Below are 22,720 nucleotides of genomic sequence, written 5' to 3'. Positions count from 1 at the left end.
CGGCCGGTTAGAACCGGCCGTACCACTCACGACCCGGTCGTTTTCACGGAACTGTCGGTGCCTCCTGCTATCACTGGATCATCAATCGAACCAGCACACGAGAGCAGGAGAAGGACATGAAGCTTTTGGTGGCCACCGGCCAGACCCAGGGCATGCGGACGAACGACTACAACGGATGCGTCGAGGGCGAACTCGTCTTCATCGGCATGGCCTGCGCCGACGACGAACGGAATCCCGACGGCGAATGTGGCTGCGGCAGGGGGTTCTCCGGGTTGAGTTCCAGCCGGGCTTCCACCACGGCACGAGTGGCCGAGCTCCCCGGCTTCACCAAGGCCGAGTACGTCGAAGCGCTGCGGTCAGGTCTCGGCGCGGCGGGCTACGAGTCCGAACTGGCGCCGGAGATAGCCGAGTCGCTGCTCGATCTGATCAGGTTCTGGCCGGTGGGCACGGTGGTGGAACGCAGGCTCGACGAGATCAGGCCGCGATCGGTGTTCGCCAGATCCCGCCCGCCGGATTAGGGCGTGTCTCGTGGATCTTGTGCGATGGGAGTCGTGATCCAGGTGGTCGCCGGCGGTGCCGCGGGATCATCCTCGTACCGGGTTGTACTCGGGTGATCGCGCGGTGCCGCCAGCGGCCGCCTGGGCGCGGCTACCGCGTGCAAGAGCCACGAGACACGCCCTAGTCAGGGCGCAACGACGAAAGGAGCAGGTCGGCGTAGTGGTCGCCGACCTGACGGGCCGAAAGCGAACCGCTGCGGCGGTACCAGGAACCGAGGTGGTGCACTGAACCGAAGAAGAAGTCGACGATGACGTCGGCGGGCTTGTCGTCCCGGAACTCGCCGGTCGACTGCCCCTCCTCCACCAGGGTGCGGAAGCGCTCGTGGTACTTGCGGCGTTCCGCGCGTACCGCCTTCTGCTTCTCGGCGCTGAGCTGGTGCATCGACTGCATGAAGATCTTGTTGTCGTCGAGGTTGGCGATCGTGGAGACCACGACGTCCGACGCGGCGGCGCGCAGGCGCTCACGCAGTGGCAGCTCGGTGACCGCGACGTTCTCCAGCTGCTCGGTCTGCTCGCGCAGGACGCGCGCGTAGATCTCGTAGAGGAGATCGTCCTTGGAGCCGAAGTAGTGGTACATGGCGCCCTTGGTGACGCCTGCCGCCTCCACGATCTCCTGGACCGAGGTGCGGTCGAAGCCCTTCTTGGCGAAGAGCTTCGTGGCATGGGAAAGCAGCCGCCGCGGCACGGAGGTCTCGTCGGCGTGCACGTCGGCGGCGACGGCCGGCTTACGGGTACTTGCTCTCGTCATCGCAGTGCCACCTTCGTCACCTTGCCTGGCCCGCCAGGCCGCGGACCGTCCCACTCGGACGGTAAGCGTACCGACTGGTTGGTCTCGGCGCGGCATTGTCACCCGGACAGCCATGAACACTACCCCCGGTCGCGTGACTCGGTGCCGAGGAGGGGCATCGCGGCATACGGGATCATTCAGGCACCCTTCGCAGTTCGCACCGACCAGTCGGTATGCCGACGTTAGGAGGCCGCACCTGGCCCGTCAACCCCTCGACGAAAGCTAAGCGCCCGCTTAGTATGGAGGCATGAGCCCAGGACCCGATCAGCAGTCCACAGTGGACGGTGTCGGCCACGTGGTCGACGGCGGGGTCGCCACGGTGACCTTCGACCGGCCCGCCAGGCACAACGCCATGGATCAGGCCATGCAGCTGCGCTACGGCACCCTGCTGCGCCAGGCGGGCGAGGACCCGGCGATCCGCGCCGTCGTCGTCACCGGCGCCGGGCGCGCCTTCTGCCCTGGCGCGGATCTCGGGCTGCTCGACGACATCTCCAGCGCGCCGCCCGCCGCGGACCTCGACGATCACGACGGGTTCCGCAACGTGCTCGCGGCGGCCTTCACGCCGAAGCCGGTGATCGCCGCGATCAACGGCGGCTGCGCCGGGCTCGGTTTCGTCGTCGCCTGTGCGGCGGACATCCGGTTCGCCGCCGCTGGCGCCAAGTTCGCCACCTCGTTCGCCCGGCGCGGGCTGGTCGCCGAATACGGCGTCGCGAAGCTGCTCCCCGACCTCGTCGGCCGCGGCCGCGCGCTCGATCTCCTGCTCTCCGGCCGCACGTTCACCGCCGAGCAGGCCTTCGACTACGGGCTCGTGCAGGAAGTGGTGGCCCCCGAAGAGCTTCTGCCGCGCGCGCACGCCTACGCCACCGAACTCGCGACGCACAGCGCCCCGCGTTCGATGGCCATCATGAAGGAACAGCTGTTCCGCGAAGCCGCGCTCCCGCTCGAAGCGGCCGCGAAGGAAGCCACGGCGCTGATGCTCGACTCGTTCGGCCGCCCGGAACTCCCGGAGGGACTCGCCAGCTGGAACGAGCGCCGCCCGCCGAACTTCCCCGCCTATCCCTGACCCGGCGGGGAGTGACGCCGAATGCGCTGACCGTCGCGAACATTCACGACTCGTCGCGGATGACCAGCACCGGGCACGGCGCGAGCCGCAGCACGTCCTTCGAGGTGCTGCCGAGCAGCAATTCGCTCAGCCTGCCGTGCCGGTGCGCGCCGACGCCGATCACGGACGCCTTGTGCTCGGTGGCCAGCCGGACCAGGGTCTCGGCCACCGTCACCTCGTCGGCGACGGCGAGCCCTTCCGCGCGCAAGCCCGCCTCGAGTGCCAGCTCGGCGCCCCGGCGCGCGGTCCGCTGCGCGGAGTCGTGAGCCGCCTTGTCGAGCTGCTCGGCGGTGCGCATGTCGATCGGGGCCACCGGCCCGGCCAGCGTCGCAGCGGGCCCGGCGGTCAGGTCGAACACCCTGCCCGTCTCCCACACTGTCACGACCAGCGCGTCACGCTCCCCCAGCAGCCCGCCGACCTCGGCGATCATGCGTTCGGACACGGGCGTCCCGTCGAAGCCCAGAATCACCGGACCCGTTCCCATAGCTCTCACCTCGCCGGGGAAGTACCCGCCTGATCACCTTTCAAACCGGTGTCAGGGCCGCACCCCGAAAGACGGCCTGCCCAGCAGTTTCGGCAGCACCCGGTAGGCGTCGCGCACCCACTCGCACAGCAACGGCCGCGAGTCGCGCGGATCGATCACGTCCTCGACGGCGAACTTCTCGGCCGTGCGGAACGGCGACCGCACCGCGTCGAGGCGCTCGCGGATCGCGGCGATGTGCGCGGCCGGGTCCTCGGCTGCCTCGATTTCCGCGCGGTAGGCGGCTTCGATGCCACCTTCGACCGGCAGCGAGCCCCAGTCCCCCGACGGCCAGGCCCAGCGGCGGACCAGCCGGTGCCGGTTGGTGATCCCGGCCCCGCCGACGCCGAACACGCGCCGGACGATGATCTCCGCGACCGGCACGCGCGCCTGGTACACGGCGGTGATCGCCCGCGCGCCGCGGCGGATCGAGCCGCGCTTCTCGCCTGCCAGTCCGATCACCATGCCAGCCTGGTCGGTCAGGTTCACGATCGGCAGATGGAAGGTCTCGCACAGGTCGACCAGCCGGGTGATCGCGTCGGCGCCCTCGGCGGTCAATGTCGCGCCGCGGTAGGGATCCGTGGCGATGACGCCGACCGGGTGACCGTCCACTCTGGCCAGTCCGGCGTACGCCGAGCCGCCGTAGCAGGCGTAGTCGAACACGGACCCGGTATCGAACACCGCGTTCAGCAACGGCCGCAGCCGATAGGGCTTCCGGCGGTCGCGGGGCACGAGCGAAATCAGGTCCTCGTCGCGACGTGCGACGTCGTCCGAACTGGCCACAACGGGCGGCAAGGAGTCCACATTGGATGGCAAGTACGACAGAAAGTCGCGCACCGCCTGGAAAGCGGCTTCCTCGGACGGGACGATCACGTCGACGGCACCACTGCGGCGATGCACGGCGGCGCCGCCGAGTTCCTCCTTGGTGAGGTCCTCCCCCGTCGCGTGCTTCACCAGCGGCGGCCCGGCGACGAACAGCTGACCGGCGCCTTCCACCAGGATGCAGAGATGGGACATGACCGCGCGGGCGGCACCCAGTCCCGCGACGGGACCCAGGCAGGCCGAAACCACCGGCACCGCCGAAAGATTGTCGACCACCAGATCCCAGCCGGGGTTGAACGGCACGTACGTGAACCCGTGCTGCTCCAGCATTTTCACGCTGCCGCCGCCACCGGTGCCCTCGATCAGGCGCACCAGCGGCATCCCGAGCTCGTTCGCCAGCCGCTCGGCGTAGATCTGCTTGCCCATGATGCCCGCGTCGGCCGCGCCACCGCGGACGGTGAAGTCGTCGCCGCCCACGGCGACCCGGCGACCGTCGAGCCGGGCCGTGCCCACCACGAAGTTGGCGGGCACGAACGAGGACAGGGAGCCGTCTGCGGCGTACTCGGCCGAACCGGCGAGCGCGCCGACCTCGTCGAAGGAACCCTGGTCCACCAGCGCTTCGATGCGCTCGCGGACCGTCAGCCTGCCCGCGCCGTGCTGACGGGCGACCTTCTCGGTGCCGCCCATCCGCTCGGCGAGCGCACGCCTGCGCCGCAGTTCCGCGACCTCGGGCTCCCAGTCCTCAGCCAAGTGCGTCTTCGACCTTCCGCTGCAGCTTGTTCATCCCGCCGAGCCAGCGGTCGGTCGCGGTCGCGCGCGCGGCGTAGTACTGGGCGACCTCGGGGTGCGGCAGGATCAGGAACTCGTCGCCGCCAACGGCTTTGAGCGCGTCCTCGGCCACCTTCTCCGGCTCGATCAGCGACGCGCCCATGAGCAGCGCGCCCGCCTCGCCGGTGGACTGGTACATGTCCGTGTTGACGCCCTGCGGGCACAGCGCCTGCACCGTGACGCCGCGATGGCGGTAGGTGGCGCTCAGCCATTCGGCGAAGGCCAGCGCGCCGTGCTTGGTCACCGCGTACGGCGCGGAGCCGAGACTGGTCAGCAGGCCCGCCGCGGAAACCGTGGCCAGGAAATGACCCTTGCCGCGCTCCAGCCAGTCCGGCAGGAGGAGCTTGGCGGCGCGCACGTGCGCCATGACGTTGACGTCCCAGGCACGCGCCCAGACATCCTCGGGGGTCTCCGGGCCACCGTTGGGCGCGATACCCGCGTTGGCGCAGAACAGATCGATGGCGCCGAGCTTCTCCCGCGAGACCGCGATCAGCCGCTCGATGCCTTCTTCGCTCGCCGCGTCCGCGGTGACGGCGGTGCCGCCGATCTCCTCGGCGACCGCCTGCGCGCCGTCGGCGGACAGGTCGGACACGACCACCCGCGCGCCCGCGCCCGCGAACTTACGGGCCAGCGCGGCGCCGATCCCGCCACCGCCACCGGTGATGACGACGCCCGCGCCCGCGATCTCCGTGCTCACATGCCACCGACCAGCGTGATACCACCGTCGAGGACCAGTGTCTGGCCGGTGATCCAGCCCGCCTCCTCCGACAGCAGGAAGGCGACCGCGCCCGCGATGTCGGACGGCACGCCGAGCCGCTTCATCGGGTACGCCGAGGCGACCTCCTCCTCGCGGCCTTCGTACAGCGCGGTGGCGAACTTGGTCTTGACCACGGCGGGCGCGACGGCGTTGACCCTGATCTTCGGGCCGAGCTCGGCGCCGAGCTCGGTGGTCATCCGGATCAGCGCGGCCTTGCTGACGCCGTACATGCCGATGCCGGGCGAGGCGAACAGGCCGGCGACCGAGGCGACGTTGACGACGGAACCGCCGTGCTCACCCATCCACGCGTCGCGCGCCGCGCGTGTCCACGCCAGCGGGGCCAGCAGGTTCACCGCCATGATCTTGGCGGCCGCGGCGAAGTCGATGTCGAGCATCGGGCCGTAGACCGGGTTGATGCCGGTGTTGTTGACCAGCATGTCGAGCCTGCCGAAGGCCTCGATCGTCTTGGCGACGGCCTCGGCCTGGTGCTCGGCGTTGTCCGACTTGCCCGCGACGGCGATGGCCACGTCCTGGCCGCCGAGTTCGTTGACCGCCTCGGCCAGCGGTTCCGGGTTGCGCGCGGTGATGCACACCTTGGCGCCGCGTTCCACGAGTTCTTTGGCGATGCCCAGCCCGATACCCCGGCTGGCTCCGGTGACGATGGCCACCCGATCTTTGAACGAGTTCACTGGTGTGGATCTCCTGTTCTGACTAAGCGCCCGCTTACTACACTGGGTGGAACGTGCGGGGTGTGTCAACCCCGCCGGTGATGGAGGAGGATCTGGCGATGACCGTGTCGCTGCCCGCCGAACTGTGGCCGGACGTCCAGCCCGAAGCGGCACGCCGCCTGATGCTCGCCGGGGTCGAGTCGTTCGCCCGCCGGGGCTATCACGCGACCACCACCAGGGACATCGCGGGCGCCGCCGGGATGAGCCCCGCCGCGCTCTACGTGCACTTCCCGTCCAAGGCCGCGCTGCTCTTCGCGATCAGCAAGAGCGGCCACGAGCAGACGCTCGCGCTGGTCGAGAACGTGGTCTCGCGCAAGCTCGGCCCTGCCGAGACGATCCGCGAGCTGACCGAGGACTTCGTCGCCTGGCACGCGCGCAGGCACACGGTCGCGCGCGTGGTCCAGTACGAGCTGCAGGCGCTGCCCGAGAAGGAGCTCGCGATCGTCGCCGAGCTGCGCCGCCGGATCGAGCAGACGGTGCGCGAGGTCATCGGCCAGGGTGTGGCCGACGGCGTGTTCACCGTCCCCGACGCGTGGACGGCCGCCCGCGCGGTGCTCTCGCTCGGTGTCGACGTCGCACGCTGGTACACCGACCGCACCCGGCAGACCCCCGCCGCGCTCGGGCGCGAATACGGCGAGCTCGTGCTGCGGATGCTGGGCGCACGGACGGTGTGACACCGGGACAGCGTCGCATACCGACTAGTAGGTATCCAAGCGCGGGCTACGTCACAGCGGCTTCGTAGGTCGCCACGTAGGCGCCGCGCACCACATGCTTCAACGGTTTCGAGCCACCGATCACGTACGCGATCGGGTACCGCTTCGGCGCTTCGTCCATCGGCATCCAGCGCAGCCCGATCGCCACGCCCACCGCGGCGCACACGGCCGACACCAGCACGCCCGCTCCCCATGCGAAGGGAATGATCCCGGCGAGGAAGCCGAGCCAGGCGAAGGCGGTGACCCGTAGCAGGTTGTCGTCCTGCCGCGCGGTGCCCATCGACCGGTCATAGCGCGAGCCGTGCACCATCACGCGCAGCGTCGAGTCGCAGCAGTCGCAGCGCACGCTCGCGAAACCCCGTTTGCCACGCCGGACTGTGACGAGCTGTCCCCTGCCGAAGCGGGAGCGGCGGGGATCTTCACCTTGCTCTCTGTGCCCGACAGTCACCCACAGGCAGTCCTTGTCGCGTTCTTCTGCCCCCATGCGGCTCATTGTGCCGGACCAGGGTTTCACCATGGTCACAGTCGAAGCCGATTACGTCACATGGATACCGTCCAGTCGGTACCGGTCCGCACGTCCCGGCTCGAGGCATTCGGGGATGGAGTCGACCGAGCCGTGGCGGGCGGGATGACCTGACGTGTCACCGCACGGGCACAGGGTTCGGCGCCCGCCTCGAACCGGGCGACGTCGAGGCGAGCGGTAACACGAGCAGCGAGGACAGGCGCATGATGGTCTCCTCGTTCAGGGCGCCGCGGCGTCAACTCGGCGCGGAGCCGGTTTCGACTTCGAACGGGACGCCCTGCTGGCAGGTGGTCGCCAGGCCGGGGCGCGGGCGACCGCGGACAGTGGCCGTACGGCCCGGCACCAACGCCGCGCGGGCACCACCGATCAGCAGGTAGAGCGCCGATCCCGTGGTCAAGACGAGACAGCCGGGTTCGACGCCTTCGATGATGGTTCCGGTCACTGTGATCACCGCGGGCGGGCTGGTCGCGGGCAGCGGGGCGCTCGTCTGCGAGGGACTGGGGGCAGGCGCGCCGGGTTCGGCGCCGCAGCCGAGGAGAACGGCGCTCGCCAGCAGACCTGGCACCACGCCGGTGGCCCGTCCACGGAGAGTCATTTCGGTTCGTTGGCGACGCCGACGCCGCCGAAGACAGCAGTGGCGTTGACCTTCAGGTGCGGCGCGTCCGGGCGCGGCTCGTCACCACCGGTGGTCTTGTCGTCGTAGCCGCCGAGTATCGGCAGGCCGCCGATCGTCACCTGCCAGTCTTTGGGCACGAGCACGTCCACGCCGCCGAAGAGCGCGAACGCGTCGACGCTCGCCTCGCCATCCACGTGCGCGTGCCGCAGGTCCAGCGTCGCACCTCCGAAGATGGCCGCCACGTCGGCATGCCGGAAGTGCTCGGAGCGGTCCACCGTCTTGGCGCCGCCGAACATCACCAGTGAGTCCTCGCGCGCGGGCCGTCCCGTCTCCCGGCGCCATAGCCCGGCGAGCAGTGCAGCGCCCGCCAGCAGCAGTAGCGCCGGCCAGAACAGGTCCCTGTCCGCCCACTCCAGCTGACCGGCCAGCAGCATCAGCCCGAGGCCGGTGACGGCCACCGGGCCGAACGAAACTCGCCGCTCCGACCACATGGCCGACAGCCCCAGCCCGATCACCGCCAGCGGCCACCAGCGTCCGACGGTCACGCCGAATCCGACGATCCCGGCGGCGTCCAGGATCCCGAACACGCCCACCGCCACCAAGACAATGCCTACCCACAAGCGCACGAGCCTCATCGCGACCTCCCCGGACGGCGCCGGTTTTCCGGCGGCCTGTCCACGGTCGCGCGGCGGGGCGGTCGCCCCCAGGGACTTAAGACCCGCATTGGCGGGACCAGCGGCCGGTCCGCATACCGTCTGGTCGGTATCGATTCACCCGACTGAGACGTTGACCACATACTAAGCGGTTGCTAACTTCGCGGGACTCTCCGACCCGCTGAAGGGTGATCCTCATGGCACCAGACCCGATCATCTCGACCAAGCATCGCCGAAGGGCCGCCACCGCCGCCGCGCTCGCCGCCTCGGTCGAGTGGTACGACTACTTTGTATTCGGTATCGCGGCGGCGTTGGTCTTCGGGAAGACGTTCTTTCCCGCCGGGAATCCGGCTGCCGGGGTGCTCGCCTCGTTCGCCACCTTCGCGGTCGGGTTTCTCGCCAGGCCGTTGGGCGGGATCATCGCCGGGAACCTCGGGGACAAACGGGGGCGCAAACCCGTTCTGGTACTGGCGATCGCCGTCATGGGCGTCGCGACCACCGCCATCGGCCTGCTGCCCACGTACGCGTCGATCGGCATCGCCGCGCCCCTGATCCTCGTGCTGCTACGACTCGTCCAAGGCGTCGCGGTCGGGGCGCAATGGGGCGGCGCGATGCTGCTCGCCACCGAATACGCCCCCGAAGGCAAACGCGGGCTCTACGGCAGCCTCGTCCAACTCGGCGTCCCGATCGGCGTCGTGCTCGCGAATACCGTCTTCCTCGTCGCGTCCAAGGTCGCGCCAGCCGCGGACTTCCTGACGTGGGCCTGGCGAGTGCCGTTCCTCGTCGGTGTTCTCGTACTCGCTCTGGCCTGGTACATCCACCGGCACGTCGAGGAAACACCCGAATTCCGCCGGGCGGCCGCCGCGGCGACGACCAGGAAGAGCTCGCCGCTGCGGGAAATCCTGCGCAACCACCTCGGCACGGTCCTGCTCGCAGGTGGGTCGTTCACGGTCAACACCGCGACCTTTTACATCCTGATCACCGGGACCTTGGACTACACCACCCGCGAACTCGGCATGGACCGGACCACTGTGCTCACCGCGACGCTGCTGATCAGCTGCACGCAGCTCGCGATCATCCCACTGGCAGCGGGGCTGTCCGACAAGATCGGGCGGATCAAGATCTACACCTTCGGCGCGGTCGGCCTGCTCATCTGGGCGGTGCCGATGTTCCTGCTGATCGACGCCGCGTCCTTACCGCTACTGGTTGTCGGCTCGTTCGTCGCCAGCGTGTTCCTCAGCATCATGTACGGCCCGCAGGCCGCGTTGTTCGCGGAACTGTTCACCCCCGAAATGCGCTACACCGGCGCCTCACTCGGCTACCAGCTCAGCGCGGTGGTCGGCGGCGGGCTCGCACCGTTCATCATGGTCCTGCTGCTCGAATCCACCGGGACGTCGATGTCCGTGTCGGTTTACATCATCGTGCTTGCCGTGGTCGCGCTGGTCTCCATCAGCATGCTCGCCAAACGAGCTCGCGTCCGTCCGGCAGCAAGCGTTGCCGACTGACCGTGCGTGATGTCATAGGTCTGGTCTCACCGCCGCCGCTTCCGCATGACGGGTTTCGCACAGTGCGACGGCGGGCCAGTGTGCCAAAGCGAGGTTGTGCTGGAGCGCGGTGCACGGCCAACTCCTGGTCGCCCATGGCCATCGCGGCGACGCCCAGTGGGTAATGAGCCGAACCGAAGCAGACGACGGCGAGGCTGGCCATCACCGGCGAGTCGGCGAACGGGCTGAGCAGGCCTGTACTTCACCGCCTTCGTGTTCGCCGCGCCGATCTCCACCAGGCACGTGATCACCTCCGCGATCATGGGTGCCGGCGCGACGCGGCGCCGCTCGACTGTCCGCTGGGCGGTGGCTGGCAACATCGTCACCGCGTGGGTACCCAACCTCCCTGCCGCCGCGCTCGTCTACACGGTCACGCGTCTCGTCTGAGCGATTCCCGCTTCCGCGGGTCGAACCCGAGCCACCGGGATGAATCACCAATGAACCGGCCCGGCCCATGCTGCTCGACGCCGCATACCTCACCGGATAAGGGAGCGAAGCATGAAGGACACGACAGTAGCCGTGGCCAGGGTGATCAAATACACGCTTTCCGGCGGCTTTATCGCGATGGCTTTCGGCGTGCTGGGTGCGACTTCCGCGCACGCGAAACTGTTGGACGGGGACGCCACCGCCGCCAAGCCGCAGCCGAAGGCCGCTCCAGCCGCTCCGAAGCAGACCAAAGCTTCACCGCAGGTGAATCCGAGTCGGGCCAAGCAGGCGCAGAAGGAGACCAAGGCCGGTTCCCCCGCACAGAACGTGAAATCGCCGCAGCGGCCAGAAGAAGCCAAAAAAGCCGGAAAAGCCTCCATTGAACGAGCGCCGAAGAACCCGATCGAAGATCAGAACGATCGGAAACTCAAGGCGCTCAACGCCCGCGACAACGAACGCGAAGAGAACAACAAGCGAGCCAAGGAAACCGGAAAGGGCAACGTCTACCTGAAGACCCGTGACACCGGATCGGCAGGCGGGAACACCACACAGGTCAACGGGCTGAAGGCGGTGGAGACGGCAGCGGAGATCGAGCAAGCCGCCGACAAGGTCCGCGAGCGCGCGGATCAGCTGGCCAGGAAGCGGGATAAGGGACCGGTGGGTTCGCTCCAAGCCTGGAAGGCCACGGCGAAGCTCGCGGATGAGGCGGAAACCGAGGCCAAGCGACTTGAGCACCTCGCGGGTCCGCGGAACAAGTACCTCGTCCCGCCCCCGAAGCCGAAGCCGACGATCCGGCGTGGCTACCAACAGCCGGCGGCTCCGGTGAGCGGGCCGAGGGCGTTGGAAGTCAAGGCCGAGATCGAGGCAGGCGTCGAACCTGCCAAGGACCAGGCGAAGGCGCTGGCGGGTCTTCGCGATCAGCAGCCGGAGGGCACGGAGGCGCGTGCGACACTCGACGGCCTCGTCAAGACCGCGAAGCGGAACGCCGCTTGGCTCGAATACGTGGACGACGCTGGTAAGCCGGTTCCCCAGAAGATCGCCGACAGCATCGGCGACGACCTGGTGAACCCGATCAAGATGGGGCTCGCGACCTTGGACGCAGGCGCCGGGCACAACTTCGAGAAGATGCAGGAGAAGGCGCAGAAGAAGTTCGCCACCTCGGCGGAAAACGCGCGCAACTCCGCGCGCGAGCTGACCGACTTCAAGCGGACCGTGCGCTTGCCAGACGGCAGCATTCCACCGGAACGCCAGGCTGAGCTGACCGAGAAGCGTAACGCGCTGAGGACGGTGGCCACCCAGGCCGCGGACGATTTCCGGGCAGGGCAGCAGACCGCGAAGATCACCAAGAAGCTCGCACGGGTGACGAGCGGGATGATGACCGGCGCGGCGATCGGCTACGAGCTGTCGGACGGGAAGCCAGCGGACGAAGTTACCGCCGGAACCATCGGCGGTCTCGCGGGAGGCGCGCTCGGCGGGCGGTTCGGCGGTGCCACCGGTGGGTTCGCCGGCGGCGTTCTGGGCAGTGCGATCGTCGAGGAGTCGTACAAGGCCATCCGGGATTCCGGTAAGGACATCGACGACATCGTCAACGAAGCGGAGTAGCGGATTCGACTTCGAGGAAGTATTGGGTCGCCATATCCGCGCCGAGAAGATTGGCTCTCCATCGGCCACTGTGAAACCGAGCGGTCGGCAGCGAAGAACCCCGATAATTCAATGGCTCACCCGGAGACGCGTCGTTAGCCTCCGTCGGGTGATCTATGAAGACCCGCGGGCGTACCTGCTCGGACTTGAGGGCATTGCCTTGTTGCGCGCATTCACCGGAGAGTTCGACCGCGACTTCGTGGAGGCCCGAATCGCGGAGATCCGCAGAGTGCTCGCCGACGAGGCGTTGGCGAAAGCAGCCGTGGAAGTCGACCGGCTCGACACGGTGACGGGCTATCGACTGTGGTCGGCGACGTATGACCGGCCCAACTCGGCGTTCGACATCGACGAGCCCGTGGTCAAGGAGATCGTGGACTCCCTGCCCGTGGGTGTCGCTCTGGACGCCGCGTGCGGAACTGGTCGCTATGCCGAGTTTCTGGCCGGGCGTGGTCATCGGGTCATCGGTGTGGACGGCTCGCCCGACATGCTCGCGCGGGCGCGTACGCGGGTGCCGCGGTGCGAGTTCCTGCTCGGTGATCTGCACCGACTCCCGGTGGCCGACGCCGAGGTCGATCTGGTCGTGTGCGCCTTGGCACTGACCCACATCCCGGCGCTCGAGCCGGTGCTGGCGGAGTTCGCCAGGGTTCTGCGTCCGGGCGGGCACCTGGTGATCGCCGACATCCACCCCGAGCGAGTGGCGCAGGGCGCGATTCCACCCGTGCGCAGTGCTGATGGCCGACCTGGACGGCTGAGCGCCTACCGCCACTTGACCGGGGACTACCTGCGTGCCGCGCTGCCGGTGGGACTGCACGTGCGTCGCTGCGAGGAACCTCCCGTGCCGACCAGCGAACGGCCGGGGCCCGCGGATCGGACAAGCACATTCGGGGCGGTAGGACCGTGGGAGCTGTGGCCGTGGTGTCTGGCCGACATGGTGCCCGAAGCGACACGGGCCGCCAGCGCAGGTGCGCCGGCGCTGGTCATCTGGCACTTCCAACTGGGTGAGTCGTGACACCGCCACCGGTGCCGGGGCTCTGGTCATGATTCGTTTGTGGTTGTCGCGGAACTCGGCACGCGTCGACGCCCGAGACCCGAGCAACTCAGGAGCCGCTCACCCGCGGTGCCTGCTCCTAGGGTGGCCACATGGACGATGAGCTGCCCTCCCTCCCCGGCGCGCTGATCCGGAACCCGGTGCCGGACGACCACCCCAAGGTCCTGGCCGCGATGGACCGCTGGTGGGCGGGCTCGGGAGCGAAGGACCGCGCGCTGGTGCTGCCGCGGTTCTACTTCCAGCATTTCACCGACGGCAGCCGGCTCGTCGAGCATGACGGTGCGGTGATCGGCTTCCTGATCGGTTTCCTGTCACAGAGCCGCCCCGACGAGAGCTACGTCCATTTCACCGGCGTCTCGCCGGACTATCGCGGGCGCGGGATCGCCCAGCATCTCTACCGGAGGTTCTTCGACTACAGTGTCCTCAATGGACGGTCGGTGGTGCGCGCGGTGACACCGGCCGGCAACGCCGGGTCGTACGCGTTCCACACCAGCATCGGCTTCGTGGCCGACCCCGGCCCCGCAGAACTCGACGGCAGGCCTTTCCAGCCGGACTACGACGGCCCGGGGTTCGACCGCGTCACGTTCGTCCGGCGCTTGGACGACATCGCCGCCTGACTCAGGTCCCAGGTCAAGACCCGGTAGTGCAACCCGGTCGTCGACTCGAGCCAAGGACCGGTGGAGTCCGGCGGGCGCCCCACTTCCGGCGCGCAGGTGTCGCCTTCGAAGGACTCCTTGATCTCGGTGACCACGACGCGGTCCGCGAACGGCAGCGCCGCCGTGTAGACGGCCGCGCCACCGATCACCCACACGTCCCCGGTCTCCGAGGCGAGCGCACTCGGCAGGTCGGGGAACGTCTCCGCCCCCTCCTGCGGCAGGCGCGACAGCACCAGGTTGCGCCTGCCGGGCAGCGGGCGGAACCGCGGCGGGAGCGACTCCCAGGTGCGGCGGCCCATGAGCACGGTCGCGCCCGTGGTCAGCGCGCGGAAATGCTTCAGGTCTTCCGGGAGGTGCCACGGCAGCGCGCCGTCGCGGCCGATGACGCCGTTCGCCGACTGGGCCCAGACGAGCCCGATCACACCGCCACCGGCGCCTTGATACCGGGGTGCGGGTCGTAGCCGCCGAGCGCGATGTGCTCGTAGGTGTAGGCGAACAGGTCGTCCGCCGGCTTCAGGCTGAGCTCGGGGAACGGCCGCGCCTCGCGGGCGAGCTGCGTGCGGACCTGGTCCTCGTGGTTGTCGTAGATGTGGCAGTCGCCGCCGGTCCAGATGAAGTCGCCGACGCCGAGGCCGACCTGGTCGGCGATCATGTGCGTCAGCAGCGCGTAGCTCGCGATGTTGAACGGCACGCCGAGGAACAGGTCCGCGCTGCGCTGGTACAGCTGGCAGGAGAGCTTGCCGTCGGCGACGTAGAACTGGAACAGCAGGTGACACGGCGGCAGCGCCATCCGCCCGAGCTCGGCCACATTCCACGCGGACACGATCATGCGGCGTGAATCGGGGTTCTCGCGCAGCGTGCGGAGGACTTCACTGATCTGGTCGACGTGGCCGCCGCCGGGGGTCGGCCACGACCGCCACTGGACGCCGTAGACCGGGCCGAGACCACCGTCGGGCGCGGCCCACTCGTCCCAGATGGTGACGCCGTGCTCCCGCAGCCAGGTGACGTTCGAGTCTCCGCGCAGGAACCACAGCAGCTCGTACGCGATCGAGCGGAAATGGACCTTTTTCGTTGTGATGAGCGGAAACCCGTCGGACAGGCGGTAGCGCAACTGGTGACCGAAAATCGACCGCGTGCCCGTCCCGGTGCGATCTTCCTTACGGGCACCCGTTTCGAGCACGTGGCGTAGCAGGTCTTCGTACTGCGTGTCCGGCATGCCAGCGAGCCTAGACCATGGCGGCACACCCGATCGCGTGTCCTTCGTGGACAGTCAGCGCAGGTAGTGCCCGGCGATCTCGTCGCTGGTGGTCAGCCAGATGTCCGGCCGCGACGCGAGGTACTCCAGCGCCTGGTCCAGGTACTTGTGCCGGAACGGCTGGCCGATCACGAACGGATGCAGTGCGAGCGCCATGACCCGGCCGCCGTGCTCGGAGTCGGCGTGCAGCTGTTCGTACTGGTCCTTGACCATCCGGAGGAATTCCGGGCCGGTGATCCCCCTGCCGAACAGCAGCAGGTCGTTGAGTTCGACCGAGTACGGGACGCTGATCATGCCCGGCACGTTCAACGAGTACGGCTGGTCGTCGTTCGTCCAGTCCAGCGTGTAGCTCAGGCCGAGCTCGGCGAGCAGGGCCGGAGTGTTGAACGTCTCGGTCAGGCCCGGCCCCATCCAGCCCTGCGGCCGCCTGCCGGTGGCGGCGGTGATGGTCTCGACGACCTCGGTGAGGAACACGCGCTCTTCGTCGCGGGTCATCCCGGCCTGCGGGATGGAGTTGGTCCGCCCGTGCGCGAGCCAGGCCCAGTTCCGCTCGAGGCCCGCCGCGATGATCTGCGGGTGGTGCTCGGCGACCGCCGAGTTCAGCAGCACGCTGGCCCGGATGCCGTGCCGGTCCAGGCTCTCCATGGTGCGCCAGATGCCGACCCTGGACCCGTAGTCGCGCCAGCCGTGGTTGAGCGCGTCGGGCACCAGATCCGCCGTGCCCGGCCAGATGCTGGTGGAGGGGCGGTCGATGAGGAAGTGCTCGACGTTGAGCCCGATGTAGGCGGCGACGCGGGCGCCGCCCGGCCAGGTGATCGGCGGGCGCTCGGTGATCGGGCTGTAGTCGAAGAGATCAGCTGTGCTCGTCATGACGACACGGTAGAAGTTAACATCGGTGTCAGGTTCAACCCCGAATTCACGACGCGAGGGCCTCTATGCGGATCGGTGAGCTCGCCCGGCGTACCGGGGTCAGCGAACGGTCGCTGCGCTACTACGAGCAGCAGGGGCTGCTGGCCGCCGGCCGCACGCCCGGCGGTCATCGTGACTACCCCGAGCGAGCGGTCGACCGGGTGATCCGCATCCAGGAGCTGTTCGCGGCGGGCCTGCACAGCAAGAAGATCGCGCGGCTGCTGCCCTGCATGCGGGACGCGGACGGCGGCCCGTCGGAGATCGCCACCCCTCGGCTGGTGGCCGAGCTGATCGGCGAACGGGACCGCATCGACCGGATGCTCGTCGAGCTGGCCAACTCCCGTGACGTGCTCGGCGAAGTGATCGACGCGGCCCTGGATTCGGCGTCCGCCGAAGACGCCTGAACTGTCGGTGCCCCGTGTCAGGATGACGTCATGGAAGATCACCTGGTGCGGGCCTGGGTGCATGGCTGGGCGGTGTCCCGGCAGACCAGCGCCCCCGTGACGGAGCCCGACGGCTGGCGGATCGATGTCGGCCTGCCCGACCATCGCGTGCGCTACATCCTGCCCTCGGCCGACCCGGACCTGGTGCGGGCCAGGGTGGCCGGGCTCAGCGAGCAGGGCACGTGGATCAAGGTGTTCGGGGACGTGCGGGCGACGCTGATGCCCGGCTGGACCAACGACGAACCCGGCTACCTGATGACCATCGGTCTCGGTCACGTCGAGCAGCCCACCCCGCCGGACCGCTACCGGCTCGAGCTGAAGGACGGCGGCGACCGGGCCGACGCGATCGTCTACGCCGCCGACGGCGAGATCGCGGCTCGCGCGCAGACCGGGCTCGCCGGCGAGTACGCCGTGATCGACAAGGTGGTCACCGAGCCCGCGCATCGCAGGCGCGGCCTCGGCCGGGTCGTCATGGGCGCGCTGAGCGGGTTCGCCCACGACGCGGGCGCGAAGACGGCCGTGCTCGCGGCCACCGACGACGGCAGGGCGTTGTACCTGGCACTCGGCTGGGCGGAGGTCCGGCCGCTGACCGGCGCCTGGCTTGCCAAATCCCTCGGCAAGCCTTAACAGTGGGCTCATGAACGAGTCACTGCTCGCCGTCGCCCGTGAGGAGGCGCTGCTCGGCAAGGCCGAAGGCGGTGTCCCGATCGGCGCCGCGCTGTTCACCCTGGACGGGCAGCTGCTCGGCCGCGGCCACAACCGCCGGGTCCAGGACGGCGATCCGTCGCTGCACGCGGAGACCGCCGCGTTCCGGAACGCGGGCAGGCGCCCGCACTACCGCGACACGATCATGGTCACCACGCTCTCGCCATGCTGGTACTGCAGTGGCCTCGTGCGGCAGTTCGGGATCCCGCGGGTCCTGATCGGCGAGGCGCGGACGTTCCACGGCGGCCATGACTGGCTCGCCGAGAACGGCGTCGGCGTGACGGTGCTCGAGGACAAGGTGTGCGTCGACCTGATGACCGAGTTCATCAAGACCCGGCCGGAGCTGTGGTTCGAAGACATCGGGGAGGAACTGTGAGCGAGGCCGTTCCGCTGGTCGATCTGACACCGTGGTTCGAAGGCACCGGTTCGGGCAAACGGGAGGTGGCCGAGGCGATCGACGAAGCGCTACGGGAGTCCGGCTTCCTCATGATCACCGGCCATGGCGTCTCCGAGCAGGAGCGCTCCACCACCCGCGCGCTCGCGCGGGAGTTCTTCGCGCTGCCCGCCGAAACCAAGGCGCCGTACGCCGTCTCGGTCGGCGGCCGCGGCTGGCTGCCGCCCGGGGTCGAGGCGAACGGGTACGCCGAAGGCACCCCCACTCCCCCCGATCTCAAGGAGTCCTACTCGGTCGGCGCCTCGGATCAGGTCGGTCTCGCCGAGATCGACGCGTTCTGGTTCCAGCCCAACGTCTGGCCATCCGAAGTGCCCGGTTTCGCCGACGCGGCCACCGGCTACATGCGACGGATGCGCACGCTTTCGGACGAGCTGCTGACCATCTTCGCGGCCGCCTTGGATTTGCCAGCCGACCATTTCACCCGGCACACCGGGCATCCGACGTACACGTTCAACATCAACTGGTACCCGCCGATGACCCACGTCGGCACCCCGGAGCCCGACCAGTTCCGCATCGGACCGCACACCGACTTCGGCACTGTCACCATCCTCGACCGCCAAGCGGGCGTCGGCGGCCTGCAGGTCTATACCTCCGACGGCCGCTGGGTCGACGCCCCCTTCGACCCGGACGCGTTCACGGTCAACATCGGCGACCTGATGGCCCGCTGGACCGGCGACCGCTGGCGCTCCACCCGCCACCGCGTCCTCCCGCCCGACGCCTCGGCCCCCGACGAGGACCTGGTCTCCCTGATCTTCTTCTACGAGACCGATCACGACGCGCGGATCTCTTCGCTGGGACCGCCCTTGGGGCACACGGCCTATCCGGAAGTGCTCGCTTCCGAGTACCTGCACGAAAAACTCGCGGCCATCACGGTCTCGGACTGATTGAGGGGGAAGGCAGGTCGTGAGTGTTTAGACCGGTTAGAACCGGCCGTACCACTCACGACCTCAGGCGACGTCTTCGCGGATCGAGGGCTCGTGCTTGTCGTAGCCGATCGTGCGGTTGCGTCCCGCGGTTTTGGCTTGGTACAAGGCTTTGTCCGTGACCTTGATCAGCCCGTCCAAAGTGCCCGCGTCACGCGGATGCGCCGCGACGCCGATCGACACCGTCACGCCCACCTTGTGCGGATCGCCCGCCGCGACCGAAACCGTCGTCGCCGCGACCCGGCACCGGATGCGCTCCGCGATCGCCAAAGCGTCGAACCGGCTCGTGTCCGGCAGCAGCACGACGAACTCCTCGCCGCCGAACCGGCCGACCAGGTCGCCTGCCCGCAGCTCGGCGCGCAGGGTGTCCGCGACCGCGCGCAAGACGCTGTCCCCCACCAGATGCCCGTGCCGGTCGTTCACCAGCTTGAAATGATCGAGGTCGAGCATCAGCACACTGGTGGTCCCGCCGGGACGCCGTGGCCGTGACAGCTCGACCGCGGCCGCCTCGGCCCACGAGGAAGCGTTCAGCAGGCCCGTTTTGGAGTCGGCGCGTGCCTGGTCGCGCAACTGCCGGATCAGCACGCTCCGGTGCAGCACCAGGGTGATGCCCAGGATGAGCAGCAACGCGACCGGCCAGTCGACCAGCGCCCACGCGAGCACGATGCCCAGCGCGATGGTCGCCGACTCGAGCGCGTAATCGGCGGGCGTGCCCATCGCCTCGCGCAAGCGCACTTCGGGAGTTGTGCCGAAGACGGCCAGCGTGATCAGGATCGTGTTGCTCACCAAGAAGATCGCGCCGGCCCCGACCAGGCGCAGGAAGGTGCCCAGATCGTGCGGCCAGACCTCCGCGAAGGCGTGCCCTCCTGTCGACATCAGGAACCAATCGGCCAGAATGGCCGCGACGACCGCGGCGGCGGTGCTGAACATCCGGCGGTGCAAGGGATTGTGCTGGACCCTCGTCCACCGGTAGAAGTACGAGGTGCTGATCACGACGGCGGCGAGGCCGGGGTGCAACAGCACCACGGCGGCGAACATCCAGACGGAGTTCAGGTCGATATGAGGCGTAGCGGCATAACGTTCTCGGATTCTTTCGATCGGCCTGGACATTTCGGTATAGACCAGGCTGCAAGTCATCAGCACCATGAAGGGCAGCAGGTTGCCCACACCGACTGGAGACGAGGAGAACGCGAAACCGGTCGCCACCACGGCCAGCACATCGATGGCGAGGACATAGCCCAGCACGACGCGACCCGGTAGCTCCCACAGCGCCCATCGGCGTACACGGAACGGCAGCAGCCGTCCCGTGAACCCCTGTCCGCCACGGAGTCCGTGCGCGGTCATAACCCTTGGCTCCCCGCCATTCGAGCAACGTAGCCGAACGTATATCAACTGTCACTCGGTCATCCGGGGGCAGCCGGACCGCCGCACGGGAACGCTCCGTGAGCCATGAAAGGAGGTGAAGTGCCATGCGTGGACAGAACTGGTGAGCGCCGACGACTACAGCGAGTCAAAGAGGCAACAGTGGAAAGGTGCGGCGGGCTCGTCGCCACGCGGCCGCGACCGGGAGTGCGACGAGCACTCCCACGGCCGCCACGACAGCCACCGTGAGCGCGGGTGAGCGCAGCACGGCGGCCAGCAGACCGCCCACCACCAAGCCGACTCCCTGTGCCGCGATCAGGCCTGATCCGGCCAGCCCGAACGCCTGACCGCGTTCGGCGTCCGGCACCAGGCGCATGAAGGTGGCGGCCGCGGTGACCTGATACGCCGCACAGGCACCGGACGCCAGCAGCAGGCCGATCGCGGGCAGCAGACCCGGACGCAATGCGTAACCGACCAACGGGACGATGGCCAGTACAGCCAGTACGCCGATCAGGCGTTGGCGCGTGCCGGGTGCCACCAGACGGCCGAACAGGAACACCCCGACCACGATCCCGGCGGGGTGCGCGGCAAGTAACAATCCGGCAGTGGCGGCCGTTCCGCCGATTTCGGCGGCGTAGGGGACGGCCAGTCCTTCCGGGACGATGACGAAACCGGCGAGCCACGCCAGCATCACCAGCGACCGCAACCGGGAGTCACTCCAAATCGTGCGCGCTCCCGCTACCAGGCCCGAGAACAGCGAAACCTTTGTCCCGTCGGCGTTCGCGCCCGCCGCGGGGCGCGACCGGACGCCGAATCTGATCACCAGCGCGGAAACCGCGAACGTCACCGCGTCCACGGCAAGACCTTTGCCCGGCCCGATGGCGGCGATCACCGCGCCACCGAGCGCGAATCCCGCCAGCTGTCCGGTTTGGCCGGTCATCTGCCGGATGGATTGTCCCGCGACATACTTGTCGCCGCTGAGCACGGACGGCATGATCGCCGCCTGCGCCGCGGTGAACGGCGCGTTCAGCAGCTGCGTCAGCACGAGCAGCGTCGCGAGCAGCCACAAAGGCAGCCCCGGTATCGCCATCAGCCCGACGAGCACGGCGCGCCCGGCGTCGGCGTTGACCATGACCGCCTTGCGGGGAAAGCGATCCGCGAGCCCGGACAGCAGCGGGCCGCCGATCAGATCGGGCAGGTAGGTCAGCGCGTACGTCAGCGCCGGCCAGGCCGCCGACCCGGTACGGTCGTAGACCAGCACGGACAGCGCGACCCTGGCCAGCTGGTCGCCGAAGACGGATTGCAGCTCGGCCAGCCAGATCGCCCGGAATTCGGGCACGGCCAGCACCGACCCGAAGCTCGCCGGACGTTCCACCCCATCGGCCATGCACGTCTCCCAAGCACCGTGCCCACCCGGAACTCCCACGCATGGTACGCATGTGGACGCGCTAAGTGAACCTCCTTTAGTACGGTCAGCGCATTCGTTAAGAGCCTTGACATTCGATATTGGTCCAGTCCAGTGTTAAAGCCCTCAGGTCGTGTTTTTCGACCCGAGGGCGACCTCACTTCGTTTGATACCGCCGGATCAAGCAACGAGGGCTTCCAACTGAGCACGTCAACGCTGACGTGCCGTCACTTTCCTTGGAGGACCGTTGAAGAAAGCACGCCGTCTGCTGACCGTCGCGAGCGCGGTAGCCGCCGCGATCACCACCACCGTCGGCCTCGCGCCGTCGGCTTCGGCAGCACCGGACCCCATCCTCGCGTCTCCCTATCTGTACCAGTGGGAGGGACAGACGAGCCCCACCGCGGCGATGGACGCGACCGGCGTCAAGACGTTCACGCTCGCGTTCATGCTGTCCGACGGCGGCTGCAACCCCAAGTGGGACGGCACCCGGTCGCTGACCGGGTCGGACAAGACGATGATCGACACCATCCGTGCCAAGGGCGGCGACGTGGTCCCGTCGTTCGGCGGCTGGTCGGGCACCAAGCTCGGCGCCAAGTGCACCTCGGCCACCGCGCTGGCCGGCGCGTACCAGAAGGTCATCGACGCCTACAAGCTCAAGGCGATCGACCTCGACATCGAGAACACCGATGAGTTCGAGAACAACACCGTGCAGGACCGGATCCTGAACGCGGTCAAGCTGACCAAGGCCAAGAACCCCGGCCTGCGCGTGGTCATCACCATCCCGACCGAGGTCAGCGGCCTGTCGGCGACCGGCAAGCGGCTGGTCAACCAGTCCAAGGTGATCGGCGCGAACATCGACGCGTGGTCGGTCATGCCGTTCGACTTCTCCAGCGGCGGCGACATGGTCGGCAAGACCAAGAGCGCGGTGGACGGCCTGAAGAACCACCTCAAGGCCACGTTCGGCCTGTCCGACGACGCGGCCTACCGCAAGAGCGGCCTGTCCTCGATGAACGGCAAGACGGACAACGCGGGCGAGGTCGTCAGCGTCGCGAACTTCAAGTCGATCAGGGACTACGCGGCGAGCCACCACCTGGCGCGCTTCACCTTCTGGGCGACCAACCGCGACTGCAACAACTGCGCGGGCATCTCGCAGGGCAAGTACGACTTCACCAAGATCGTCGCCGGCTACACCGGCTAAGGCATAGTTTCACGCCCCCAGGGGCTCGTGCGCGTTGCGGGCGGTTATTGGCCCGGAAACCCAAACGTGGCGTCGTGAGTGGTACGGCCGGTTCTAACCGGTCTAAACACTCACGACCCCTGGTCTCGCGTGGCCAGGCCGTGGG

26 protein-coding genes are annotated in these 22,720 nt (G+C 68.5%); 13 read left to right on the top strand and 13 right to left on the bottom strand.

The annotated features are described in order from the left end of the window. Positions 1-116: 116 nt before the first annotated feature. Positions 117-518 carry a hypothetical protein gene (locus ACFV15_RS41945; protein ID WP_378358252.1) on the top strand — a complete coding sequence of 134 codons (402 nt, stop codon included), beginning with the start codon at positions 117-119 and terminating at the stop codon, positions 516-518. A 160-nt stretch (positions 519-678) separates the two neighbouring features. Here ACFV15_RS41945 and ACFV15_RS41940 read toward each other — a convergent pair whose 3' ends face one another. Next, positions 679-1,305: a TetR/AcrR family transcriptional regulator gene (locus ACFV15_RS41940; RefSeq protein ID WP_378358250.1), complete on the bottom strand. Its 627-nt coding sequence runs from the start codon at positions 1,303-1,305 to the stop codon at positions 679-681. 286 nt (positions 1,306-1,591) lie between these two features. Here ACFV15_RS41940 and ACFV15_RS41935 point away from each other — a divergent pair, with 286 nt between their 5' ends. Beyond that, the gene (locus ACFV15_RS41935; RefSeq protein WP_378358248.1) at positions 1,592-2,407 is read left to right on the top strand and encodes an enoyl-CoA hydratase-related protein; all 816 of its coding nucleotides are present in this window, start codon (positions 1,592-1,594) and stop codon (positions 2,405-2,407) included. A 43-nt stretch (positions 2,408-2,450) separates the two neighbouring features. On the opposite strand, the gene ACFV15_RS41930 is transcribed toward ACFV15_RS41935, so the two are convergent. From ACFV15_RS41930 to ACFV15_RS41915, 4 genes are read right to left on the bottom strand one after another with little or no spacing between them, the layout of a single operon-like run. Next, positions 2,451-2,930, bottom strand: coding sequence for a universal stress protein (locus ACFV15_RS41930; RefSeq protein ID WP_378358246.1), 480 nt, complete (start codon positions 2,928-2,930; stop codon positions 2,451-2,453). Positions 2,931-2,981: 51 nt separating this feature from the next. After that, positions 2,982-4,538, bottom strand: a complete 1,557-nt coding sequence (locus tag ACFV15_RS41925) for an acyl-CoA carboxylase subunit beta (protein WP_378358244.1) — start codon at positions 4,536-4,538, stop codon at positions 2,982-2,984. Then, positions 4,531-5,313, bottom strand: a complete 783-nt coding sequence (locus ACFV15_RS41920; RefSeq protein ID WP_378358242.1) for an SDR family oxidoreductase — start codon at positions 5,311-5,313, stop codon at positions 4,531-4,533. The genes ACFV15_RS41925 and ACFV15_RS41920 overlap by 8 nt, the downstream gene beginning before the upstream one ends. Further along, complete coding sequence (locus tag ACFV15_RS41915) at positions 5,310-6,062, bottom strand: SDR family oxidoreductase (RefSeq protein WP_378358241.1); 753 nt, start codon at positions 6,060-6,062, stop codon at positions 5,310-5,312. The genes ACFV15_RS41920 and ACFV15_RS41915 overlap by 4 nt, the downstream gene beginning before the upstream one ends. A 98-nt stretch (positions 6,063-6,160) precedes the next feature. Between ACFV15_RS41915 and ACFV15_RS41910 the strand changes: the two genes are divergently transcribed. Continuing rightward, positions 6,161-6,775 (top strand): TetR/AcrR family transcriptional regulator, encoded by a 615-nt coding sequence (locus ACFV15_RS41910; RefSeq protein WP_378358256.1) that lies wholly within the window; start codon positions 6,161-6,163, stop codon positions 6,773-6,775. A gap of 46 nt (positions 6,776-6,821) precedes the next feature. Here ACFV15_RS41910 and ACFV15_RS41905 read toward each other — a convergent pair whose 3' ends face one another. The 3 genes from ACFV15_RS41905 to ACFV15_RS41895 all read right to left on the bottom strand — a co-directional run bounded on the left by ACFV15_RS41905 (position 6,822) and on the right by ACFV15_RS41895 (position 8,588). Further along, positions 6,822-7,298: a hypothetical protein gene (locus tag ACFV15_RS41905; RefSeq protein ID WP_378358239.1), complete on the bottom strand. Its 477-nt coding sequence runs from the start codon at positions 7,296-7,298 to the stop codon at positions 6,822-6,824. A gap of 274 nt (positions 7,299-7,572) precedes the next feature. Further along, on the bottom strand, positions 7,573-7,932 hold the full coding sequence (locus tag ACFV15_RS41900) for a hypothetical protein (RefSeq protein ID WP_378358237.1): 360 nt from the start codon (positions 7,930-7,932) through the stop codon (positions 7,573-7,575). Continuing rightward, positions 7,929-8,588 carry a hypothetical protein gene (locus ACFV15_RS41895; protein WP_378358236.1) on the bottom strand — a complete coding sequence of 220 codons (660 nt, stop codon included), beginning with the start codon at positions 8,586-8,588 and terminating at the stop codon, positions 7,929-7,931. The genes ACFV15_RS41900 and ACFV15_RS41895 overlap by 4 nt, the downstream gene beginning before the upstream one ends. A gap of 215 nt (positions 8,589-8,803) precedes the next feature. On the opposite strand from ACFV15_RS41895, the gene ACFV15_RS41890 reads away from it, so the two are divergent. The 5 genes from ACFV15_RS41890 (at position 8,804) to ACFV15_RS41870 (ending at position 13,882) form a co-directional block, all read left to right on the top strand. Then, positions 8,804-10,111, top strand: a complete 1,308-nt coding sequence (locus tag ACFV15_RS41890; protein WP_378358234.1) for an MFS transporter — start codon at positions 8,804-8,806, stop codon at positions 10,109-10,111. A 234-nt stretch (positions 10,112-10,345) separates the two neighbouring features. After that, positions 10,346-10,537, top strand: a complete 192-nt coding sequence (locus ACFV15_RS41885; protein WP_378358254.1) for an inorganic phosphate transporter — start codon at positions 10,346-10,348, stop codon at positions 10,535-10,537. Between the two features lie 111 nt (positions 10,538-10,648). Next, positions 10,649-12,178: a hypothetical protein gene (locus tag ACFV15_RS41880; RefSeq protein WP_378358232.1), complete on the top strand. Its 1,530-nt coding sequence runs from the start codon at positions 10,649-10,651 to the stop codon at positions 12,176-12,178. 148 nt (positions 12,179-12,326) lie between these two features. Then, positions 12,327-13,226: a class I SAM-dependent methyltransferase gene (locus tag ACFV15_RS41875; protein ID WP_378358231.1), complete on the top strand. Its 900-nt coding sequence runs from the start codon at positions 12,327-12,329 to the stop codon at positions 13,224-13,226. 131 nt (positions 13,227-13,357) lie between these two features. Next, complete coding sequence (locus ACFV15_RS41870) at positions 13,358-13,882, top strand: GNAT family N-acetyltransferase (protein WP_378358229.1); 525 nt, start codon at positions 13,358-13,360, stop codon at positions 13,880-13,882. Here ACFV15_RS41870 and ACFV15_RS41865 read toward each other — a convergent pair. From ACFV15_RS41865 to ACFV15_RS41855, 3 genes are read right to left on the bottom strand one after another with little or no spacing between them, the layout of a single operon-like run. After that, positions 13,819-14,343 (bottom strand): dihydrofolate reductase, encoded by a 525-nt coding sequence (locus ACFV15_RS41865; protein WP_378358227.1) that lies wholly within the window; start codon positions 14,341-14,343, stop codon positions 13,819-13,821. The genes ACFV15_RS41870 and ACFV15_RS41865 overlap by 64 nt on opposite strands. Further along, on the bottom strand, positions 14,340-15,137 hold the full coding sequence (locus tag ACFV15_RS41860; protein ID WP_378358225.1) for a thymidylate synthase: 798 nt from the start codon (positions 15,135-15,137) through the stop codon (positions 14,340-14,342). The genes ACFV15_RS41865 and ACFV15_RS41860 overlap by 4 nt, the downstream gene beginning before the upstream one ends. A gap of 54 nt (positions 15,138-15,191) precedes the next feature. Beyond that, a complete protein-coding gene (locus ACFV15_RS41855) occupies positions 15,192-16,046 on the bottom strand; it encodes a polysaccharide deacetylase family protein (RefSeq protein WP_378358223.1) in 855 nt (284 codons plus the stop codon). Positions 16,047-16,111: 65 nt separating this feature from the next. Here ACFV15_RS41855 and ACFV15_RS41850 point away from each other — a divergent pair, with 65 nt between their 5' ends. From ACFV15_RS41850 to ACFV15_RS41835, 4 genes are read left to right on the top strand one after another with little or no spacing between them, the layout of a single operon-like run. Further along, positions 16,112-16,489, top strand: a complete 378-nt coding sequence (locus ACFV15_RS41850) for a MerR family transcriptional regulator (RefSeq protein WP_378358221.1) — start codon at positions 16,112-16,114, stop codon at positions 16,487-16,489. A 30-nt stretch (positions 16,490-16,519) separates the two neighbouring features. Next, positions 16,520-17,155 carry a GNAT family N-acetyltransferase gene (locus ACFV15_RS41845; protein ID WP_378358219.1) on the top strand — a complete coding sequence of 212 codons (636 nt, stop codon included), beginning with the start codon at positions 16,520-16,522 and terminating at the stop codon, positions 17,153-17,155. 10 nt (positions 17,156-17,165) lie between these two features. Beyond that, entirely contained in the window at positions 17,166-17,609 is a 444-nt protein-coding gene (locus tag ACFV15_RS41840; RefSeq protein ID WP_378358217.1) for a nucleoside deaminase, read from the top strand. Then, complete coding sequence (locus tag ACFV15_RS41835; RefSeq protein ID WP_378358215.1) at positions 17,606-18,571, top strand: isopenicillin N synthase family dioxygenase; 966 nt, start codon at positions 17,606-17,608, stop codon at positions 18,569-18,571. Before ACFV15_RS41840 ends, ACFV15_RS41835 begins: the two co-directional genes overlap by 4 nt. Before the next feature lie 63 nt (positions 18,572-18,634). Here the strand turns inward: ACFV15_RS41835 and ACFV15_RS41830 are convergent, their stop codons facing one another. Continuing rightward, a complete protein-coding gene (locus tag ACFV15_RS41830) occupies positions 18,635-19,954 on the bottom strand; it encodes a GGDEF domain-containing protein (RefSeq protein ID WP_378358214.1) in 1,320 nt (439 codons plus the stop codon). A gap of 166 nt (positions 19,955-20,120) precedes the next feature. After that, on the bottom strand, positions 20,121-21,359 hold the full coding sequence (locus ACFV15_RS41825) for an MFS transporter (RefSeq protein ID WP_378358212.1): 1,239 nt from the start codon (positions 21,357-21,359) through the stop codon (positions 20,121-20,123). 265 nt (positions 21,360-21,624) lie between these two features. Here ACFV15_RS41825 and ACFV15_RS41820 point away from each other — a divergent pair, with 265 nt between their 5' ends. Next, on the top strand, positions 21,625-22,575 hold the full coding sequence (locus tag ACFV15_RS41820) for a chitinase (protein WP_378358211.1): 951 nt from the start codon (positions 21,625-21,627) through the stop codon (positions 22,573-22,575). Positions 22,576-22,720 lie beyond the last annotated feature (145 nt).

Origin of the sequence: Amycolatopsis sp. NPDC059657, assembly GCF_042734395.1 — a bacterium.
GTDB lineage: Bacteria > Actinomycetota > Actinomycetes > Mycobacteriales > Pseudonocardiaceae > Amycolatopsis.
Note: the sequence above shows the minus strand (reverse complement) of the source record. Positions and strands in the feature narration are given on the sequence as shown.

Excerpts from the sequence above, each read along its gene's own strand:
- ACFV15_RS41945 (WP_378358252.1), top strand. The coding sequence starts at position 117 with ATGAAGCTTTTGGTGGCCACCGGCCAGACCCAGGGCATGCGGACGAAC.
- ACFV15_RS41940 (WP_378358250.1), bottom strand. The coding sequence starts at position 1,305 with ATGACGAGAGCAAGTACCCGTAAGCCGGCCGTCGCCGCCGACGTGCAC.
- ACFV15_RS41935 (WP_378358248.1), top strand. The coding sequence starts at position 1,592 with ATGAGCCCAGGACCCGATCAGCAGTCCACAGTGGACGGTGTCGGCCAC.
- ACFV15_RS41930 (WP_378358246.1), bottom strand. The coding sequence starts at position 2,930 with ATGGGAACGGGTCCGGTGATTCTGGGCTTCGACGGGACGCCCGTGTCC.
- ACFV15_RS41910 (WP_378358256.1), top strand. The coding sequence starts at position 6,161 with ATGACCGTGTCGCTGCCCGCCGAACTGTGGCCGGACGTCCAGCCCGAA.
- ACFV15_RS41905 (WP_378358239.1), bottom strand. The coding sequence starts at position 7,298 with ATGGGGGCAGAAGAACGCGACAAGGACTGCCTGTGGGTGACTGTCGGG.
- ACFV15_RS41900 (WP_378358237.1), bottom strand. The coding sequence starts at position 7,932 with ATGACTCTCCGTGGACGGGCCACCGGCGTGGTGCCAGGTCTGCTGGCG.
- ACFV15_RS41895 (WP_378358236.1), bottom strand. The coding sequence starts at position 8,588 with ATGAGGCTCGTGCGCTTGTGGGTAGGCATTGTCTTGGTGGCGGTGGGC.
- ACFV15_RS41890 (WP_378358234.1), top strand. The coding sequence starts at position 8,804 with ATGGCACCAGACCCGATCATCTCGACCAAGCATCGCCGAAGGGCCGCC.
- ACFV15_RS41880 (WP_378358232.1), top strand. The coding sequence starts at position 10,649 with ATGAAGGACACGACAGTAGCCGTGGCCAGGGTGATCAAATACACGCTT.
- ACFV15_RS41870 (WP_378358229.1), top strand. The coding sequence starts at position 13,358 with ATGGACGATGAGCTGCCCTCCCTCCCCGGCGCGCTGATCCGGAACCCG.
- ACFV15_RS41860 (WP_378358225.1), bottom strand. The coding sequence starts at position 15,137 with ATGCCGGACACGCAGTACGAAGACCTGCTACGCCACGTGCTCGAAACG.
- ACFV15_RS41855 (WP_378358223.1), bottom strand. The coding sequence starts at position 16,046 with ATGACGAGCACAGCTGATCTCTTCGACTACAGCCCGATCACCGAGCGC.
- ACFV15_RS41850 (WP_378358221.1), top strand. The coding sequence starts at position 16,112 with ATGCGGATCGGTGAGCTCGCCCGGCGTACCGGGGTCAGCGAACGGTCG.
- ACFV15_RS41845 (WP_378358219.1), top strand. The coding sequence starts at position 16,520 with ATGGAAGATCACCTGGTGCGGGCCTGGGTGCATGGCTGGGCGGTGTCC.
- ACFV15_RS41840 (WP_378358217.1), top strand. The coding sequence starts at position 17,166 with ATGAACGAGTCACTGCTCGCCGTCGCCCGTGAGGAGGCGCTGCTCGGC.
- ACFV15_RS41830 (WP_378358214.1), bottom strand. The coding sequence starts at position 19,954 with ATGACCGCGCACGGACTCCGTGGCGGACAGGGGTTCACGGGACGGCTG.
- ACFV15_RS41825 (WP_378358212.1), bottom strand. The coding sequence starts at position 21,359 with ATGGCCGATGGGGTGGAACGTCCGGCGAGCTTCGGGTCGGTGCTGGCC.